General features: G+C 35.1%; 19 protein-coding genes and 1 pseudogene. All 20 read left to right on the top strand.

Features of this window, described 5'->3' with window-relative positions:
- Positions 1-13 precede the first annotated feature (13 nt).
- The 20 genes and pseudogenes from KO172_RS07030 (at position 14) to KO172_RS08315 (ending at position 19363) form a co-directional block, all read left to right on the top strand.
- Complete coding sequence (locus KO172_RS07030) at positions 14-3337, top strand: phosphoribosylformylglycinamidine synthase (RefSeq protein ID WP_215493505.1); 3324 nt, start codon at positions 14-16, stop codon at positions 3335-3337.
- A 1-nt stretch (position 3338) separates the two neighbouring features.
- Positions 3339-3608 (top strand): phosphoribosylformylglycinamidine synthase subunit PurQ, encoded by a 270-nt coding sequence (locus KO172_RS07025; protein ID WP_215492786.1) that lies wholly within the window; start codon positions 3339-3341, stop codon positions 3606-3608.
- 66 nt (positions 3609-3674) lie between these two features.
- On the top strand, positions 3675-4121 hold the full coding sequence (locus tag KO172_RS07020; RefSeq protein WP_215492771.1) for a kinase/pyrophosphorylase: 447 nt from the start codon (positions 3675-3677) through the stop codon (positions 4119-4121).
- Between the two features lie 15 nt (positions 4122-4136).
- Positions 4137-6770 (top strand): pyruvate, phosphate dikinase, encoded by a 2634-nt coding sequence (ppdK, locus tag KO172_RS07015; RefSeq protein ID WP_374047652.1) that lies wholly within the window; start codon positions 4137-4139, stop codon positions 6768-6770.
- 161 nt (positions 6771-6931) lie between these two features.
- Positions 6932-7426: a methylated-DNA--[protein]-cysteine S-methyltransferase gene (locus KO172_RS07010; RefSeq protein WP_215492753.1), complete on the top strand. Its 495-nt coding sequence runs from the start codon at positions 6932-6934 to the stop codon at positions 7424-7426.
- A gap of 82 nt (positions 7427-7508) precedes the next feature.
- Entirely contained in the window at positions 7509-8726 is a 1218-nt protein-coding gene (gene pepT, locus KO172_RS07005) for a peptidase T (protein ID WP_215492751.1), read from the top strand.
- Positions 8723-9277, top strand: a complete 555-nt coding sequence (locus KO172_RS07000) for a macro domain-containing protein (protein WP_215492744.1) — start codon at positions 8723-8725, stop codon at positions 9275-9277. Before pepT ends, KO172_RS07000 begins: the two co-directional genes overlap by 4 nt.
- A gap of 94 nt (positions 9278-9371) precedes the next feature.
- Positions 9372-9641, top strand: coding sequence for a hypothetical protein (locus KO172_RS06995; RefSeq protein ID WP_215492743.1), 270 nt, complete (start codon positions 9372-9374; stop codon positions 9639-9641).
- Positions 9642-9951: 310 nt separating this feature from the next.
- Positions 9952-10716: a CBS domain-containing protein gene (locus KO172_RS06990; RefSeq protein WP_215492742.1), complete on the top strand. Its 765-nt coding sequence runs from the start codon at positions 9952-9954 to the stop codon at positions 10714-10716.
- Between the two features lie 169 nt (positions 10717-10885).
- Positions 10886-11380 (top strand): crossover junction endodeoxyribonuclease RuvC, encoded by a 495-nt coding sequence (gene ruvC / locus KO172_RS06985; protein WP_215492741.1) that lies wholly within the window; start codon positions 10886-10888, stop codon positions 11378-11380.
- Positions 11381-11462: 82 nt separating this feature from the next.
- Positions 11463-11963: a Holliday junction branch migration protein RuvA gene (gene ruvA, locus KO172_RS06980; protein WP_251320153.1), complete on the top strand. Its 501-nt coding sequence runs from the start codon at positions 11463-11465 to the stop codon at positions 11961-11963.
- A gap of 8 nt (positions 11964-11971) precedes the next feature.
- Positions 11972-12991, top strand: coding sequence for a Holliday junction branch migration DNA helicase RuvB (gene ruvB / locus KO172_RS06975; RefSeq protein WP_215492740.1), 1020 nt, complete (start codon positions 11972-11974; stop codon positions 12989-12991).
- Positions 12981-14291: a SpoIID/LytB domain-containing protein gene (locus KO172_RS06970; RefSeq protein ID WP_215492739.1), complete on the top strand. Its 1311-nt coding sequence runs from the start codon at positions 12981-12983 to the stop codon at positions 14289-14291. Before ruvB ends, KO172_RS06970 begins: the two co-directional genes overlap by 11 nt.
- A complete protein-coding gene (gene queA, locus KO172_RS06965) occupies positions 14281-15309 on the top strand; it encodes a tRNA preQ1(34) S-adenosylmethionine ribosyltransferase-isomerase QueA (RefSeq protein ID WP_215492738.1) in 1029 nt (342 codons plus the stop codon). Before KO172_RS06970 ends, queA begins: the two co-directional genes overlap by 11 nt.
- Before the next feature lies 1 nt (position 15310).
- A pseudogene (gene tgt, locus KO172_RS06960) lies at positions 15311-16422 on the top strand (tRNA guanosine(34) transglycosylase Tgt).
- A gap of 41 nt (positions 16423-16463) precedes the next feature.
- Positions 16464-16778 (top strand): preprotein translocase subunit YajC, encoded by a 315-nt coding sequence (gene yajC / locus KO172_RS06955; protein ID WP_215492737.1) that lies wholly within the window; start codon positions 16464-16466, stop codon positions 16776-16778.
- A 106-nt stretch (positions 16779-16884) separates the two neighbouring features.
- Positions 16885-17550 carry an NfeD family protein gene (locus KO172_RS06950; RefSeq protein ID WP_215492736.1) on the top strand — a complete coding sequence of 222 codons (666 nt, stop codon included), beginning with the start codon at positions 16885-16887 and terminating at the stop codon, positions 17548-17550.
- A 1-nt stretch (position 17551) separates the two neighbouring features.
- Positions 17552-18541: a flotillin-like protein FloA gene (floA, locus tag KO172_RS06945; RefSeq protein WP_215492735.1), complete on the top strand. Its 990-nt coding sequence runs from the start codon at positions 17552-17554 to the stop codon at positions 18539-18541.
- Between the two features lie 14 nt (positions 18542-18555).
- Entirely contained in the window at positions 18556-19074 is a 519-nt protein-coding gene (locus KO172_RS06940; protein ID WP_215492734.1) for a hypothetical protein, read from the top strand.
- Positions 19067-19363 (top strand): hypothetical protein, encoded by a 297-nt coding sequence (locus tag KO172_RS08315; protein WP_309557686.1) that lies wholly within the window; start codon positions 19067-19069, stop codon positions 19361-19363. The genes KO172_RS06940 and KO172_RS08315 overlap by 8 nt, the downstream gene beginning before the upstream one ends.

The following is a 19363-nucleotide window of genomic DNA, read 5'->3' as shown; positions in this document are numbered from 1 at the left end:
AGAGTTTCTTAAGATTAATCTTGATTCAATAAAAGTTTATAACAGATATGATATTGAATTACTTTCTGATGAGGAAATTAATAAGATATCAAATACCATACTATGCGAAAAGCCAGTAGATAATATTTATTTATTGGATGACGCTTTAGAGATGGAAAAGAATTTAAAGCATGCCTTTGTTGTTAGATACAAGAAGGGTCAATTTGACCAAAGAGAACAAGGTTTGAAGGACACTATCAAGGTTACACTTGGTAAAGATGATGTACTTGCAAGATGTGAAAAAGTATATGACATTAGAGGCAATGTATCTGAAGAAGACATTAAAAAGATTAAGAAGCACTTAATCAATACAGTTGACCAAGCAGAAGGCGTTTTAATAGGAATACCTACGACTTTAAAAGAAAATTTTGATAAGAACATTGAGTCACTTATTTATGATGGCTTTATTAAACTTGATGAAGATGGATTAAAAGATTTCCTTGAAAGTAAGTCACTTGCTATGTCATTAGAAGATTTAAAAGTGTTCCAAGACTACTTTATAAAAGAAGACAGAGATCCTAGTCAAACAGAATTAAAATTAATTGACACATATTGGTCAGACCACTGCAGACATACAACATTCAATACACAATTAACAAATATTAACTTCGAAGGTGAAAATGATTTTATAGAAGTTATTAGAAATACACTTAATGAGTACTTAAAAGTAAGAAAGCAATATTCGAAGAAAGATCTTACACTTATGGACTTAGCAACTATAGTTACAAAGAAACTTAGGGGCTTAGGCAAGTTAAATGACTTAGAAGTAAGTGAGGAGATAAATGCTTGCTCTGTTAAAGTTAAAGTTAGTATAGACGGTAGACTTAGAGACTATCTACTAATGTTTAAGAACGAAACACATAACCACCCTACAGAGATTGAGCCATTTGGTGGTGCTCAAACATGCCTTGGTGGAGCTATAAGAGACCCACTATCAGGAAGAAGCTATGTATATCAAGCTATGAGAATAACTGGAGCAGCTGACCCAAGAGAAGCTATTGAAGATACACTTGAAGGCAAACTTCCTCAAAGAAAGATAGTTTTAGACGCAGCTAAGGGATACTCATCATACGGAAATCAAATCGGACTTGCAACAGGTTATGTAGACGAAGTATATCACCCAGGATACAAAGCTAAGAGGATGGAAGTAGGTGCAGTTATCGCAGCAGCACCTATGGAAAATGTATACAGAGGAGTACCTGCTAATGGAGATATAATTATCTTACTTGGAGGCAAGACTGGTAGAGATGGTATTGGCGGCGCAACAGGAAGCTCTAAAATACAAACAGATAAATCAGTTGAGGACTCAGCTGCTGAAGTACAAAAGGGCAATGCACCAACAGAAAGAAAGATACAAAGACTATTTAGGATACTTGAATTAGCAAAGATGATTAAGAGGTGTAACGACTTTGGAGCAGGCGGAGTTAGCGTTGCTATAGGAGAGTTAGCAGATTCACTTCTAATACACTTAGACAAGGTACCACTAAAGTATCAAGGACTTAGTCCAATGGAGATAGCTATATCTGAATCACAAGAGAGAATGGCTGTTGTAATTGCAAAAGATGACTATGAAAAGTTTAATGAGTATGCAAATGCCGAAAATCTTGAAGCAACTATAGTTGCAGAAGTTACAGACTCTGAAAGATTAATCATGATGTATAAGGATATAGAAGTATGTAACCTAAAGAGATCATTCTTAAACTCAACAGGCGCACCAAGAAAGCAAGATGTTATATTTAAGCCTGAAGAAGCAGAGTTATTTAATGATGACTTAGCTGATGATTTCACATTAGAACTAAAGAGGAGACTATCAGATATCAATGTAGCTTCTAAAAAATCACTTATAGAAAGATTTGACTCATCAGTTGGTAGAGCTAGTATAGTTCAACCACTAGGAGGCAAGAACCAATTGTCACCAGAGCAAGCTATGATTGCAAGAATTCCAACTACTCAAGGAGAGTCTTCAACAGCAAGCATTATGACATATGGCTTCGATCCATATCTATCAGAAAAGAGTCCATTCTTTGGAGCTTATTATGCAGTGGTTGAATCACTTGCAAAAATTGCATCACATGGAGCAAGCCCATTCAAAGCAAGACTAACATTCCAAGAATATTTTGAAAAATTAAATGATGATCCATATAAGTGGTCAAAACCATTTGAGGCATTACTTGGAGCATTTAAGATATGTAACGATCTACAAATCCCATCTATAGGCGGAAAGGACTCAATGAGCGGAACATTTAACAATCTTAATGTGCCTCCAACATTGATTTCATTTGCTGTAACAACTATGAACATAGAAGATGTTGTAACACCTGAACTTAAGGGCAATATGAAGCTTGGTTTAATAAGAACTACTATTAACGATGACAATACACTTGATTTAAATGAATTTAAGAAGAATAGCGTTGAACTTGTAAGTTTGATTTCAAGAAAGAAAGTTAGAAGCGCAATAGCTATCAATAGAGATACAACACTACCACTTCTTATGAAGATGGCTTTTGGTAATGACATTGGCTTTAACATCAATATGGACGCTGACATCATGTTCAAAGAGCTATATGGCTCATACATTGTTGAATACACTGAAGACTTAGAAGGAATTGAGTATTTAGGAACAACAAATACTGACGCAAGCATAATTATCAATGGCAGACGTATTGACCTCGAAGAGTATAAAGAAGCGTATGAAAAACCACTTTTAGATATATTCGGAGAAGAAGCAAGAGTTGAAAAGACTGAAAATAAGTTTACTGAAAAAGATTTTAGAGCAAAATCTACTAAGCCGGTAGACGAAGTTAAAGTTATTATTCCAGTATTCCCTGGTACAAACTCTGAATATGATTCTAAGTATGCATTTGAAAAAGAAGGTGCAAAGGTTGATGTCTTTGTATTCAACAACTTAGACAACGAACACATAGATAAGTCTATAGATGATTTATCTAAGAAGATTAAGGAAAGTCAAATCTTATTTATACCAGGAGGCTTCTCATTATCTGATGAACCAGATGGATCAGGAAAGTTTATTGCCAATGTTTTAAGAAACCCTAAGGTAAAGGATGCTGTAGAGTATTTACTTAATGAAAACGATGGTTTGATACTTGGTATATGTAACGGCTTCCAAGCTTTAATTAAGACAGGACTACTACCATATGGTAAGGTTAAGGACATAGAAGAAGACGACCCAACATTAACATACAATAACATAGCAAGACACATAGCAAGGATAGTAAAGACTAAAGCACTTACTACATCGTCACCATGGCTTAAGTATATTGATAAGGACAAGATATAGAGTGCCAATATCACATGGCGAAGGAAGACTATTAATCAATAAAGAACTATATGAACAATTAAGAGATAACTCTCAACTTGCATTTGAATATTTAGACAACCCTAATGGATCTAACTACGACATCGAGTCTATCTTATCACCAGATGGCAAGATACTTGGTAAGATGGCACACTCAGAAAGAGTAGAGACTGATACTTTTAAGAATATATCAGGTATTGAAATACAAAATATATTCAAAGCAGGTGTTGAGTTCTTTAAAAAGATTAGTTAAGTACTAATATGGTGCAAACGATTGAATAAAATATACAATGTGGTATAATTTAGGTGGTGATTTTCTATGGATGTAAATAAATCTTTTGCTTATGCAATAGATAATGATGACGGCAAAACATTTGACAATATATCAAGTGCAGATGTAATTATCTTAGGACCTTCAAGGTCTGGCAAGACACCTCTTTGTTATTATCTTGCTTCTTTAGGACTAAACGCTATAAATATACCACTTGTACCTGAAGTAGATCAGTTTGATTTGATTAAAAACTTTGATAGATCAAAGATGATAGGCTTGATACAAGACGAGGAATATTTATCAAAGATAAGGAAGGAAAGAGACAAAGACTTAGGTATAACAGGCGTATCTACTTACTCATCATTAGAGAGAGTATTCTATGAGAATGAATATGCTCGCGATATGTATAGCAAGCTAGGAATATTTGTTATATCTATGTATGGGAAATCAATAGAGGAAGTATCTAACTATATAGTTAGATATCTTCAAAATTAAATAAGCAATAGGAGGATACAGATGGAAAAGTATGTTTATAGCTTTAAAGAAGGCAATAAAGATATGAGAGATTTGTTAGGAGGCAAGGGAGCTAACTTAGCTGAAATGACTAATTTAGGTCTACCAGTACCTAACGGATTTACAATTACAACTGAAGCGTGCAACAGGTTTTACGAAGAAAATGAAGAACTATGGCAAGATTTAAAGGAAGAAATTAGAAATGGTATTGCAAATGTTGAAAAGATAACTAACAAGGGTTTTTCAGACAAAGAAAATCCGCTACTATTCTCAGTAAGAAGTGGCGCGAAGATATCAATGCCAGGCATGATGGATACTATATTAAATCTTGGTTTAAACGATGTGACAGTTGAAGGACTTGCAAAGAAGACAAATAATGAAAGATTTGCATATGATAGTTACAGAAGATTTATACAAATGTTTTCAGATGTTGCCATGGGTATCCCGAAAGCTGAATTTGAAAAAGTTTTAAATAAGCAAAAAGAAAAAAGAAATATCGAAGCAGATATCGATTTAGATACTGATGACTTAAAAGAAATTGTAAAAGAATATAAGGCAATTTATAAAAAATACATTGGAGAAGAGTTCCCGCAAGATCCAAACGTTCAATTATTTAACGCAGTTAAAGCCGTATTCATGTCTTGGAACACACCAAGAGCTAAGACATACAGAAAGCTAAATGAAATTTCTGATACACTTGGCACAGCTGTTAACGTTCAAGAGATGGTGTTTGGTAACATGGGCATGAACTCTGGTACTGGTGTTGCTTTCACAAGAAACCCAGCTACAGGTGAAAACGTTTTATTCGGTGAATTCTTAATCGATGCTCAAGGCGAAGACGTTGTTGCAGGCGTTAGAACACCAGAACCTATTGCTAGACTTGAAAATGAATTGCCAAGCGTTTATAAAGAGTTCAAAGAAACAGTTGAAAAACTTGAAAAGCACTATAAAGATATGCAAGATATCGAGTTTACAGTTGAAAATGGAAAGCTTTTCATGCTTCAATGTAGAAATGGTAAGAGAACTACAAAGGCAGCTATAAACATAGCAGTTGACCAAGTAAATGAAGGTCTAATCACTAAAGAAGAAGCAATCTTAAGAATTGAGCCTAAGTCAATAGATCAAATACTCCATCCAACATTCGAAGAAAAAGATGTTCAAAGCAAAACAGAAATTACAAAAGGACTACCAGCTTCACCAGGAGCTGCATCAGGCGTTGTAGTATTCTCACCAGATAAGGTTATTGAATATCACAAGAACAACGTTAAGACTATCTTAGTTAGAGAAGAAACATCTCCAGAGGACATTGATGGCATGGTTCATGCTGAAGGTATACTAACAGCAAGAGGTGGTATGACATCACATGCAGCTGTAGTTGCTAGAGGTATGGGCAAGTGCTGCGTTGCAGGATGTTCTGAATTAAGAGTTGATGAAGATGCCAAAGTTATTAGATATGACGGCGGCGAAATTAAAGAAGGAGACATTATTTCTATAGATGGTTCTACAGGCCGTGTATACTTAGGAGAGATCAAGAAGGTTACACCTGAACTAAGTGGTAACTTTGCTAAGTTTATGGAGTGGGCTGATGAGTTTAGAACACTTGAAGTAAAAGCTAATGCTGATAACCCAAGAGATGCTAAACAAGCACTTGATTTTGGAGCACAAGGAATTGGTCTATGTAGAACAGAACACATGTTCTTTGACGATAAGAGAATATTCCAAGTTAGGAAGATGATACTTTCTAAGACACTAGAAGAGAGAGAAAAAGCACTTGAAAAGCTTCTTCCATATCAAAGAGGAGACTTCGAAGGCATATTCAAAGTAATGGAGGACAAGGGAGTTGTTATAAGATTACTTGATCCACCTCTACATGAGTTCTTACCTAAGACTGAGGAAGATATAGAAAGTCTTGCAAAAGATATGGGCATTACTACTCAAGTTATCAAAGACAGAATTGAAGATATGAAAGAGTTCAACCCTATGCTTGGTCACAGAGGTTGTAGACTATGCGTTACATGGCCAGAAATTTATAAGATGCAAGTTAGAGCTATCATGGAAGCTGCAATCAACGTAAGCAATGAAATCCATAAAGACATTAAACCTATGATTATGATTCCACTAATAGGCGAACTTAAAGAGCTTGTATTTGTTAAAGAACAGTTAGTTGATGAAATTAATAAAGTCTTTGCAGAAAAGAATAAGAAGCTTGAATATGAAATCGGTACTATGGTTGAAGTTCCAAGGGCAGCACTACTTGCTGATGAAATCGCAAAAGAAGCAGAGTTCTTTAGCTTTGGTACAAACGATATGACACAAATGACTTGGGGCTACTCAAGAGACGACTATGGTAAGTTTGTTAATGCATATCTTGACCATGGTATATACGAAAGAAGTCCATTCGACTCACTTGACACAGAAGGTGTTGGCAAGCTATTAGATATGGGCACTAAACTTGGTAGACAAACAAGACCAAACATTCACGTAGGTATCTGCGGCGAACATGGTGGAGACCCTAGATCAATCGAGTTCTGTGATGCAATCGGACTTGATTATGTAAGCTGCTCACCATACAGAGTTCCAATTGCAAGACTAGCAGCTGCGCAAGCAAGCATTAAGAGGAAAAATAAGTAAGTAGTATTTATATAGAAAGGGCGAGTTAATACTCGCTCTTTTTTTATGCAATATTGTTTTATATAGTGAAGCTCAAAACAATACAATCACACTTTAAATTGTGAATATTTTATTGACTTTAGAACAATGATATACTATAATTATACATAGGAGATGATCAAATGATTACAAACTACTTTGATAAGCAAAAGACATATTTTGTTCACTACTTCAACACCCCGCTAGGCGAGATGACTGCAGCAGCAGAAGATGATGCTCTTGTGTACTTACGTTTTGGTCACCAAGGTATATATGGAAGTAAACTTGAAAAGAATGAAATATTAGACAGAACTGTCGAGCAGCTAGAAGAGTACTTCAGAGGCGAAAGAAAGGAATTTGACATACCTATTAGAGTAAAAGCAAAAGAGTTTCAGAATAAAGCCTTAGAAGAGATAAGAAAGGTTCGCTATGGTGAGACTAGTACATATGGAGACATTGCACTTAAACTTGGCAAAAAGACATATGCTCGCGGAGTAGGCGCTACTTGCAGAGGCAACAGCATTGTTATAATTATACCTTGCCACAGAATTGTTATGTTAAAAGAAGATGGCTACTATAACTACTCTGATGGTAATGATGTAAAAATCTTTATTGGAATTAGAAGAGAAGTACAGTAAATAATTTTAGTAAACAACGCAATAACAGGCTTTATGCTTGTTATTTTTCTTTAATTGGGTAAAAATTAAAAGGAGTGATATTATGAAAGATATCTTAGTAGATCGTTTTATTAAATACGCAAAAATTGACACAAAGTCTGATGAGGAGTCTCAAACTTGTCCAAGCAGTCCAAAGATTATGGAGTTTGCAAAGAAATTAAGAGACGAACTTATTGAATTAGGCTTAGAAGATGTTGAGCTTGATGAACATTCATACCTTTATGCAACACTTCCAGCTAATACTGATGAGAAGAAAGATGTTTTAGGACTTATATCTCATATGGACACATCACCTGATATGAGTGGCGAGAACGTTAAGCCTAGAATAGTTGAAAAGTATGATGGCAAAGACATTGTTTTAAATGAGAAAGAAAACATTATCTTAAGCCCAAATGATTTCCCTGAGCTTAATGACTATGTGGGAGATGACCTTATAGTTACTGACGGCACAACACTATTAGGCGCAGATGATAAGGCGGGCGTTGCTGAAATAGTTACAGCTATGGAATACTTTATCAAAAATCCAGATGTAAAGCACGGTAAGATCAGAATTGCCTTTACACCAGATGAGGAAATTGGTAGAGGTGCAGACCTATTCGATGTTAAGAAATTTGGAGCTGATTATGCTTTTACTATTGACGGTGGTCCACTTGGAGAGATAGAATACGAAAACTTCAATGCAGCTTCTGCTAAAATCACTATAAGAGGTAGAAACGTACATCCAGGTTCAGCTAAGAATAAGATGATTAACTCACAATTAGTAGCTATGGAATACAACGCTATGCTACCAGTCAATGAAAGACCAGAGTATACAGAAGGCTATGAAGGCTTTATACTATTAACAAATATGAAGGGTTCTGTAGAAGAAACACAAATGCACTACATCATAAGAGACTTCACTAAAGAAGGATTTGCATCAAAGAAGTGCCTTATGAAAGATGCTCAAGACTACATTAATTATAAATATAATGATGCAATGGAGCTTGATATAAAAGATTCATATTACAATATGTATGAAAAGATAGAACCAAGACTAGAGATAGTTGAATTAGCAAAGAAAGCAATGAAAAATGCTGGAGTAGAGCCAAAAGTAACACAAGTTAGAGGTGGAACTGATGGTGCAAGACTATCGTTTATGGGTCTTCCTTGTCCAAACATCTTCACAGGCGGTATGAACTACCACGGAAGATATGAGTACGCTTCAATACAATCAATGGTAAAGGCATTTGAAACTGTAGTAGAACTAGTTAAGCTTGTATGATAATCAATTCTTGCAAAGTAGAAGCGATTTACGCAGATATATTTGATTTAGAAGTAGAGTCTATAGTGAACCCTGCAAACAATTCTTTACTTGGAGGTGGCGGTTTAGATGGCCTTATACACGAAAAAGATGGAGATGATCTTTTAGATGATACAGTGAAACTCGCAGGAGTATATACTGGTGGCGCTAAGATTACAAAGGCACATAAATTAAAGAACGACTACATCATACACGTTGTTGGGCCGATGGACTCTAATAAAAACAAGTTTAAGCTTTTAGAGAAAACCTACTTCAATCTTTTGCACTTAGCAGATGAGCACAAGATTAAATCTATCGCAATACCTGCAATATCATGCGGAGCCTTTGCAATGGATATAAAAGAGGCAAGTAAGATTGCCGTTAACGCTATAAAAACATATCTTCAAAACAATGAATCCACTATAGAGGAATTTATATGTCTTAATAATTATAAATTTTATGAGGAATATAAAAATATTATTTTAGTAAAAGATAATAAAATTTTAATCAAGTCCACATCAAGCCTATATTAATTGTTAAGTTTTGACACAACTTAATTATTTTTCTTAATATATTTTCGCCTGAATATGTAGTATAATTGAAATAACAATTGACGGAGGTAAGAAAATGCAAGTTGAGATTTCAAAATCTCATATCTGTGTTGGATTAAAACATAATTTTCTTTATAGAGGAGACATTGATTCGCTAAAGTCGCTGATGAGCTTTTATGATATTAACATGGGCGTGCAAAACATATTTCCAAAGTATGTATCGATGGGCATACTTAGGAAAAAAATTGCAAAAGCCATAGCCTACAGATCAGATGCTCACTGCATATCCAGGTCATTATCTTTACAAATACACGAAGATATAAATAGACTCGAACTATATACTTAGATGGTTATATACAAGGCTTCAACAGTACTAATCAAGCAAACGCATTAGAGAAAGAGGCGCTTAAGTATTATAAGAGCAAAGACTTGGTAAATAAAAATACTTGTTCCAGTTTAAGAACTTAAATAGAAAATAAGAACATTCAAGAAAAGATTAAGAAGTGAATTAATAAGAAGAGAAGAAAAGTGGAAGAATATTATCTAATGTTTGTGAATTTTCAAACAAAGTAATCAAGGATAAAACTTATTCTTTAAATAAATATGTGGACAGGCAATTAGAGCTTGATGGAAATGGTATAAAATCTGCAAGCTCTATGATAACGAGAGAAGATTTAAACATTATTTATAAAGAAACATTTAGATTTATATTAAATACATGTTCTAATTTGTATTTTGATGCTTATTGGAACGGTTTAAATGAAAGGGTTTTAAAAGATACAGATAGGGGTAGTATTATGTATGTAAGGAACTATATGATTCCTAAGGAAAAACTTACAACAGTAAAATCGAGTGAAACTGTAGCAGAAGCTATCAAGAAATTCGAAGATGGTGACTTTTTAAGTTTACCAGTTGTCGATGGTGACAAGTTAATTGGTATTTTGCACAAAGAAACAATCTACAGAACTTATTATGAATTATCTTGCACAGACAAGGATAAGTTCGCTAAAAAATTAGTTTCTGAGTTCAATGAACAAAGATACGAAAAGATTTCTATTGTAGAAAACATTGAAGTAGCATCATATGCACTTGGAAAGTTATCAATACCGTTCTTAGCTGTATTTGATGAACAAGATCAATTTGCAGGCATACTTACACACAAAGCTATATTTGATGCGTTCAGCGAAGTATTTGGTATCAACAAAGGTAAGAGAATTGTTGTACATATCTTCGATATGCCTGGACAAATTTCAAGACTTGCAGGAATTATAAGGGATCAAAAGGTTAATATCATAAGTATGGTTGTAACAAGCGCTAAGGTTATGGGCCTACTTAAAGTCATCTTAAGACTTGAAGTTGATGATGATACAAACATAACTAAAGTATTATCTGATGCCGGCCTAAGAGTTGGCGAGTGGTAAAATAAATTTAATTATATGAATGAAAGCTATCTAATTAGATAGCTTTTTATGTTCACTTGACAAAGATATACATACATGCGTCACTATACACAAAAAATACGCATGCATGCTTGAACTTATGCATATTTTGTAGTATAATAGTCTTTAGAATGGAGAAGTAGGAGGAAAAATGAGAATTTTAGGTATAGACCCAGGCATCGCTATAGTTGGTGTGGGCATCATTGATTACGACGGCAATAAGGCACGCGATGTGTTCTACGATGCGATTACAACACACAAGGACCTTAGCTTAGACAAAAGACTTGAGAAGATTTACTTTGAGCTTGGCGCTATCATAGATAAGTATGATCCTGATGAGGCGGCAATAGAAGAGCTGTTCTACTTTAAGAATCAAAAGACAGTTATACAAGTTGCCGAGGCAAGAGGTGTAACTCTTCTTTGCTTAAAACACAAGGGTTTAGCAACATATGAATACACTCCACTTCAAATTAAGCAAGCTGTTACTGGCTATGGTAGGGCCGAGAAAAAGCAAATGCAAGAGATGGTAAAAACTTTTCTTCATTTGGAGAAGGTTCCGAGGCCTGATGATGTTGCGGACGCTTTAGCGGTTGCTCTAACTCATAGCGCAAGTATTAATTTTAAAGATCAGTTTTTATTGAGGTAGTTATGTTTGAGTATATGATAGGCCAGGTTGTAGATAAGAAAAAGATTATATAGTTTTATTAGTAAATAACATTGCTTACAAAGTGTTTACATCAAAAGAAACTATAGAGAGCGATATCTACGATGGCGAAGTAAAAATTTATATGAATTTAGTAGTTAGAGAAGATGACATGAGTCTATATGGTTTTGTTAATAGATATGAACTCGACTTTTTTAACCTAATTACAACAGTCAATGGAGTAGGACCTAAGACTGCCATAGGTATTTTGTCTGAACAAAAGGTAGTTGATTTGCAAAAGGCAATCGTGACAAATGACGAAAAAGCCTTGATGAAGGCGCCTGGTATTGGTAAAAAAACTGCTCAAAGAATAATTCTTGAACTTAAGGACAAAGTTAGCAAGGGCAGTGAATTTGAAGACCTTGCAAATGTTGTAAGTGTAGGCAGTAACCTTAATGAGGCTATAGAAGCACTAAGTTCACTTGGCTACAACAAATATGAAATTACTAGCATTGCTAAGGGTTTGGACGAGACTATGGAAGTAGAAGATTTAATAAAAGAGCTATTAAAAAGGCTTTCAAAGTAGGTGTTTAAGTGGAAGAAGATAGATTAATAACGACTGACTTAAGGTCGGGTGAAGAAAATTTTGATAATTCTTTGAGGCCAAAGTGGTTTAATGACTACATTGGTCAAGACAGCGTTAAAGAAAAGCTTAAAATCTTTGTCAACGCTGCCAAGATGAGAGGCGAGCCACTAGACCACGTGCTTCTATATGGACCACCAGGACTTGGTAAGACAACTCTTGCAAATATCATCGCTAATGAGATGGGTGTAAATATCAAGATAACATCTGGACCTGCCATAGAGAGACCAGGAGACTTGGCGTCAGTTTTAACAAATTTAAAAGATGATGATGTATTATTCATAGACGAGATACATAGGATATCACGCTCTGTAGAAGAAATCTTATATCCAGCCATGGAAGATTATTCACTTGACTTAATCATTGGTAAGGGACCATCAGCAAGATCTGTAAGGATTGACCTATCAAGATTTACATTAATAGGCGCAACAACTAGAGCAGGACTACTATCCTCACCATTAAGAGACAGATTTGGGGTTATACTAAACCTTGATTTATATGATGAGGCATCACTTTGCGAAATAGTTAGAAGATCTGCTGGCATATTAGAAGTAGATATTGACGAAAGTGGCGCTAAAGAGATAGCTAGAAGATCAAGAGGCACTCCAAGAATTGCAAACAGGCTTTTAAAGAGGGTTAGAGACTACTCTTTAGTTCTTGAAGATGGGACTATAACAGGCAAAATTGCTAAAAAGGGCTTGGATATATTAGAAATCGACCACTATGGTCTTGATAAAACTGATAGAAAGATACTTGATGTAATGATAAATACGTATGGTGGCAATCCTGTCGGGCTTGATACACTTGCAGCATCGTCAAACGAGGAGAGGACTACGGTAGAAGATGTTTACGAGCCATATTTAATACAACTTGGATTCATTGCTAGAACGCCAAGAGGTAGAATTGCTACAAAGCTTGCATATGAACATATGGGTTACAAGTATGACAAAGGAGACAATGATGAAGAATAAAATATTAATTATACTTACAATATTCTTACTTGCATTATCGATAAACAGCGCAAAAGCTGAAAACGGATACGAACATATTACAAGCGTAGATGTAAAATTAGGCATTAGTGCACAAAATATGGGCGAATTAAAGCTGTATAGTGACGACGGCTTTGAAGTTAGAGATATCTATTCAAACTTAAGTTTGTTCCAAACATTTGAAAAGAATATTGTTTTAAGACTCAATGGTCAAAATTATGATGCTTTTGACGCAGCTGGAAACTATTTAACTAGCATAGCTACTAATAAGTCTATGAAGATATTATCATTAGGTTCAAGAGCCATTAAGATTAACAATAAGAGATATAGAGGCTACTTGTGTTTTAACCACATTGATAATCAATTATCTGCTATAAACAATGTAGATCTTGAAGAGTACCTTTATGGCGTTGTTCCAAGAGAGATGCCTAGCACTTTCTCTTATGAGGCGCTTAAAGCTCAAGCAGTAGCTGCAAGATCTTATGCGGTTTGTAGCGTTACTAGAAACAAGGACAAGTCATTTGATTTATATGATAGTGTTTCAAGCCAGGTCTATGGTGGATTTGATGCAGAAAGAGATAATGTTAGAAAAGCTGTTGATGAAACTAGGGGACAAATACTTTTATCAGATGGTAAAGTTGTTAATGCAACATATTCCTCATCTAATGGCGGATATACTGCAGATGCTAATGATGTTTGGGGCACAAAGTTTAAGTATTTGATCAGCAAAGAAGATAAGTACTCTATAAATGAGCCAAACTACAATTGGAGCTTTGAAATTAATATTAATGATTTGATTAGTGGACTTAGAAAGCAAGGTATAAATATTAATTCCATAGATCAGATATATGTTAAAGAAAACAATTCAAGCAAGAGAGTAAAAACTCTTGTGATAAAAGATGGAGCTAAAGAGGTACTTGTAGATAACTATAAGTTCAAAAACGCCATTGGTGCAAACAAATTTAAGAGTAGTTTATACACAGTGGAATATGTTGGAAAAGCTACTAATGAAACTGCTAATAAAGACAAGGCTTCTGATGAAGAAGTATCTGTAATTATTAAAGATAATGTAGTTATATTTTTAGATAATTTTGAATCAGAAGAAGTTAGTTCGAGACCAACACTTAATATGACTGATAAGATAAAAATTTCTGGGCATGGTTGGGGACACGGTGTTGGACTAAGCCAATGGGGAGCAAACAACATGGCGAAGGCTGGACTAAAGTATGACGAGATACTAAAATTTTACTACGATGGAGCTGAAATATTTAATGGAAACTAAAGATTTTTATTATGATTTACCTGAGGAGCTGATAGCTCAGCACCCCATAGACAAAAGAGACGAATCAAGACTTATGGTCTTAGATAGAAAGACTGGCAAAGTTGAGCATATGATATTTCATGATATCATAAATCTTCTTCACGAAGGAGACGTTCTAGTTGCTAACGATAGCAAGGTTATACCTGCAAGACTATTTGGCAACAGACCTGGTAAAGAAGAAAAGATAGAAGTTCTACTTATTTCACAAACTGAAGAAGACACTTGGAAGACGCTTGTTAAGCCAGGCAAGAAGATGAAGATTGGTTCTGAGATCGAATTTGGTCACGGACTTCTTAGAGCTGAGGTTGTTGATATAGATGATGATGGCGTTAGATATATCAAATTTAAATATGATGGAATTTTCTTAGAGATACTAAACGAGCTTGGCGAGATGCCACTTCCACCATATATCAAGGAAAGACTTGAAGATAAAGATAGGTACCAAACAGTTTATGCAAAGAACCTTGGATCAGCAGCTGCACCTACCGCAGGCTTGCACTTTACAAAGGAGCTACTTAAAGAGCTAGAAGACAAAGGAGTGAAGATAGTTTATCTAACACTTCATGTTGGTCTTGGTACATTTAGACCAGTCAAGGTAACAGACGTAGAAAAGCACAAGATGCATAGTGAGTTCTACAATCTTTCACAGGAAGCAAGCGAGACCATAAACAAAGCAAAAAAAGAAGGCAGAAGGGTTATAGCTGTTGGTACAACAACAGTTAGAACACTTGAAACGATAGCTGCAAAGGGAGAGATCAAAGCAAGCCACGGATGGACAGATATTTTCATATATCCTGGCTTTGAATATAAAGCAGTTGACGCACTAATTACAAACTTCCACTTGCCAGAGTCAACACTTATTATGCTTGTTAGCGCCTTTGCATCAAAAGAAATGATACTTAATGCATACGCAGAAGCTGTAAAAGAGAGATATAGATTCTTTAGCTTTGGCGATGCGATGTTTATATTGGATAGGTAATATGGAATTTGAATTAATTAAAAAAGATAGTAAAACTAAAGCAAGAGCAGGTTTAATGAAATTAAAACATGGCGTGGTTGAAACGCCTATCTTTATGCCTGTTGGCACAAGAGCAACAGTAAAGACTATGACACCAGATGAATTAGAGAGTCTAGGTGCTCAAATTATACTTTCTAACACATATCACTTGTACCTAAGACCTGGCGAGGACATAGTAGCCAAAGCCGGTGGACTTCATAAGTTTATGAACTGGGACAAGCCAATACTAACAGATAGTGGCGGATTCCAAGTTTTTAGCCTTGGAAAGATTAGAAAGATCACTGAAGAAGGCGTTGAGTTCCGCTCACACATAGACGGCTCAAAACTATTTATATCACCTGAGAAGTCAATCGAAATACAAACTAAGCTAGGTAGCGATATAATGATGGCTTTTGATGAGTGCGCGCCATACCCAGCAAGTAGAGACTATATTATTAACTCTATGCACAGAACTACTAGGTGGCTTGAAAGATGCAAGAACTCATGGACCGATAGAGAGAATCAAAATTTATTTGGTATAATACAAGGCGGTTTATACAAGGACTTGCGTAAAGAGCATGCAAAAGAAATTTGCTCCATAGACTTACCTGGCTATGCAGTTGGTGGACTATCAGTTGGAGAGCCGGTTGATCTTATGAATGAGGTCTTGGACTATGTCACTGACTACATGCCAGAAGATAAACCTAGGTACAACATGGGAGTAGGTACACCTTTATATCTATTTGAATCAGTTGAAAGAGGTATAGACATGGCTGACTGCGTTTTACCAACTAGAATATCTAGAAATGGAACGCTAATGACATCTAGAGGAAGGCTTGTTATAAAGAATGCAATGTATAAAGAGGACTTTACTAAACCAGACCCAGAGTGCGACTGCTACACTTGTAGAAACTACTCTAGAGCATACCTAAGACACTTATTTAATGTTGATGAGATACTTGCATATAGACTTGCGACTATACACAACTTAACATTCTTACTTAAGATGATGAAGAATATACGTGAGTCGATACTAGGTGATTATTTCTTAGAGTATAAGCACGAATTTTATAAAAATATGGATATTTAAAGTAATATAGTGTATAATAGTATTAACACGAGAGGGAGGTTATATAATGACATTAACATTTTTACAAGCACAAGCAAATGCTAGTGGATCATTACTAAGCATGATACTACCATTTGTTCTATTTGGAGCATTCGCGTACTTCTTTTTAGTAAGACCACAAAAGAAACAAGCGCAAAAGTTACAAGAGCTAAGAGACTCACTTAAAGTAGGAGATCAAATCGTAACTATCGGCGGCATCTTAGGTAAGATTGTTCAAATTAAAGAAGACATGTATGTAATCGAAATAAACCAAGGATGCAATATGGAGATAGCTAAGTGGGCTTTCAGAGATAGAGCAACAAGAAAAGAGATTAAAACGTAGAAAAATCAGAAGAGTTATAAGAGCAAGAGAGGCTGGTCACAATGGTCAGCCTTGATTTTTGATTAAATATATACATAATGGGTAAATATACTTAGGTGGTGATTGAATGCAAAATTTATTTTTGGTAGCAGATGCTAATCTGTTTATCACAACAGATATAGCCGCATTTTTATTAGTATTAGTAGGCACGTTTTTCTTAAGCCTTGCATTGATCAACAAGAAGCAAAATTTATACATCACATTATTTTTTATCACACACTTTGTTTTATTTGCAAGCAGGGTGCTATGTCAGATAAACAATTTTTATCCAATAGCAATATTTATATTTTCATGCATTTTTGTAGTTTTAGAGATATTCATTCCAGGCTTCACAGTAACAGGAGTTATAGGTATACTTGGCTATATTACATCCATAGCTTTAACATTTAGTAATTATAGATATGGTCTATTAGCTATAGTAGTATCTTTAAACTTAAATATATCTTTCATTAAATTTATGTTTAAGAAAGGCTACACTCTTAAGGGACTAAGTCATTTTGTATTAAGCACACAAGCAAATTTAAAAGGGAATAAAGAAGAGTTTAATGAGTTAAATAAACTCGTAGGAAAGGATGCAGAGTCTATAAGTTCACTTGGACCAACGGGCTTTGTATTAGTTAATGGCATTAAATACAACGCTGTAAGCTACGATGGCTACCTAGATAATGGTTTGGCATTGAAGGTTATAGCAGTTAAAGGAAGATATTTAATAGTTGACAAGGAGGTTAAGTAGTATGTTTTTATTAGGAAACATTATTAATGTTTTAGCATCAGGAGGATTTATAATTGTTATACTTGGATTAATAGTCTTAAGTATATTCTTTTCATTTGTACCAATTGGCTTGTGGATAACAGCTTTCTTCTCAGGAGTTAAGGTTAGCATGGCAACACTTACTGGTATGAGACTTAGAAGAGTTGCACCAAGCAAGATCATAAACCCAATGATTAAGGCTACAAAGGCTGGACTAGACATTAAAGTTAATGAACTAGAAGCTCACTACTTAGCTGGTGGTAACGTAGATACACTCGTAGATGCACTTATAGCTGCACAAAGAGCTGATATACCGCTAGACTTTACAAGAGCAGCTGCTATCGACCTTGCAGGACGTAATGTCTTAGAAGCTGTACAAGTTAGCGTTAACCCTAAGGTTATAGAAACACCAAATATATCTGCAGTTGCTATGAATGGTATAGAAGTTGTTGTAAAAGCAAGAGTAACTGTTAGAGCTAATATCGAGAGATTAGTCGGCGGTGCAGGAGAAGAAACTATCATCGCAAGAGTTGGTGAAGGTATTGTAACTACAGTAGGTAGTGCACAAAGCCACAAGGATGTTCTTGAAAATCCTGACAGTATCTCAAAGACAGTTCTAAAGAAGGGTCTTGACTCTGGAACAGCTTTTGAAATACTTTCTATAGACATAGCAGACATAGACGTAGGTAGAAACATAGGAGCTAAATTACTTATGGATCAAGCTGATGCTGATAAGAAGATAGCTCAAGCAAAGGCTGAAGAAAGACGTGCTATGGCTGTTGCAAGCGAACAAGAAATGAAGGCTGAGGTTCAAAAGATGAAATCAAAAGTTGTCGAAGCTGAAAGAGAAGTTCCACTAGCAATCGCCGAAGCATTAAAGAATGGAAACCTAGGAGTTATGGATTATTACAAGATGAATAATATCAATTCAGATACCGATATGAGAAAATCCATATCCGATACACAAAATTAGATAAGTAGAAAAGTATGGATATATTATTTGTATTAGCGTTTTGCTTTATGCTAATATCTTCTCTTGCTACAGTTTTGTCGGAAGCCAATAAGAAAAAGAAAAACAGTGATCTTACTAAAAAACTTGATGAAATTTATAAAAGAGCAATGCAGGAAAATAAGAACAGTAAGAAGCCTAAGAATATCAAGACAGATGAAAAGGTTAAAAAGATAGGCAACTTGGAAAAGCACTATGATGAAGCCATCAGTGATGATTACAAAGCTAAGGCTGATGATTATTTTTCTGATAGGTCAAGAGAACTTGATGAGTATTTGTCAAGGGACATTAAAGACAGACTTCGCGAATTTAAGGCAAAGAAGACAGAAGAGCATGAGAGTGAGCATGAGGAAATGGTAAAAGTAGAAGAGAATGTTTATGAAGACTTTGATTATGAACACGAAAGCATACAATTTTCACAAACCAATGTGGCAAAGGCCATAATCATGAAAGAGATACTAGATAAACCACTAGCACTAAGGAGGATTAATGAGTAGAGAACTTAATTTTGATAGCAACAAACAAGAGGCGTTAGCCGGAAATTTAGATTCTAACATCAAGATAATTGAGAAGGAACTTGATATTAAGATTGATATGCGCTCAGATAAGATATTGATAGCTTCTAACAATGAAGAGAATGAAGCTATGGCTGAAAGATTGATAAAAGCCTTATCGAGCCTTATAGACACTCAAAAATCACTTAGTAAGGAGGACATATATTATTCAATTAACTTAGTTAAAAAAGCGAAAGAGAACCTCTTATACGATATACAAAAGATGTTATAG

The sequence above is a fragment of the Fenollaria sporofastidiosus genome, assembly GCF_943169635.2.
Classification (GTDB): Bacteria; Bacillota; Clostridia; order Tissierellales; family Peptoniphilaceae; genus Fenollaria; species Fenollaria sporofastidiosus.
This window is presented reverse-complemented; position numbering and strand designations above follow the sequence as displayed.

Excerpts from the sequence above, each read along its gene's own strand:
- KO172_RS07020 (WP_215492771.1), top strand. The coding sequence starts at position 3,675 with ATGGATGTAAATAAATCTTTTGCTTATGCAATAGATAATGATGACGGC.
- KO172_RS07010 (WP_215492753.1), top strand. The coding sequence starts at position 6,932 with ATGATTACAAACTACTTTGATAAGCAAAAGACATATTTTGTTCACTAC.
- pepT (WP_215492751.1), top strand. The coding sequence starts at position 7,509 with ATGAAAGATATCTTAGTAGATCGTTTTATTAAATACGCAAAAATTGAC.
- KO172_RS07000 (WP_215492744.1), top strand. The coding sequence starts at position 8,723 with ATGATAATCAATTCTTGCAAAGTAGAAGCGATTTACGCAGATATATTT.
- KO172_RS06995 (WP_215492743.1), top strand. The coding sequence starts at position 9,372 with ATGCAAGTTGAGATTTCAAAATCTCATATCTGTGTTGGATTAAAACAT.
- KO172_RS06990 (WP_215492742.1), top strand. The coding sequence starts at position 9,952 with ATGATAACGAGAGAAGATTTAAACATTATTTATAAAGAAACATTTAGA.
- ruvC (WP_215492741.1), top strand. The coding sequence starts at position 10,886 with ATGAGAATTTTAGGTATAGACCCAGGCATCGCTATAGTTGGTGTGGGC.
- KO172_RS06970 (WP_215492739.1), top strand. The coding sequence starts at position 12,981 with ATGAAGAATAAAATATTAATTATACTTACAATATTCTTACTTGCATTA.
- queA (WP_215492738.1), top strand. The coding sequence starts at position 14,281 with ATGGAAACTAAAGATTTTTATTATGATTTACCTGAGGAGCTGATAGCT.
- yajC (WP_215492737.1), top strand. The coding sequence starts at position 16,464 with ATGACATTAACATTTTTACAAGCACAAGCAAATGCTAGTGGATCATTA.
- KO172_RS06950 (WP_215492736.1), top strand. The coding sequence starts at position 16,885 with ATGCAAAATTTATTTTTGGTAGCAGATGCTAATCTGTTTATCACAACA.
- floA (WP_215492735.1), top strand. The coding sequence starts at position 17,552 with ATGTTTTTATTAGGAAACATTATTAATGTTTTAGCATCAGGAGGATTT.
- KO172_RS06940 (WP_215492734.1), top strand. The coding sequence starts at position 18,556 with ATGGATATATTATTTGTATTAGCGTTTTGCTTTATGCTAATATCTTCT.
- KO172_RS08315 (WP_309557686.1), top strand. The coding sequence starts at position 19,067 with ATGAGTAGAGAACTTAATTTTGATAGCAACAAACAAGAGGCGTTAGCC.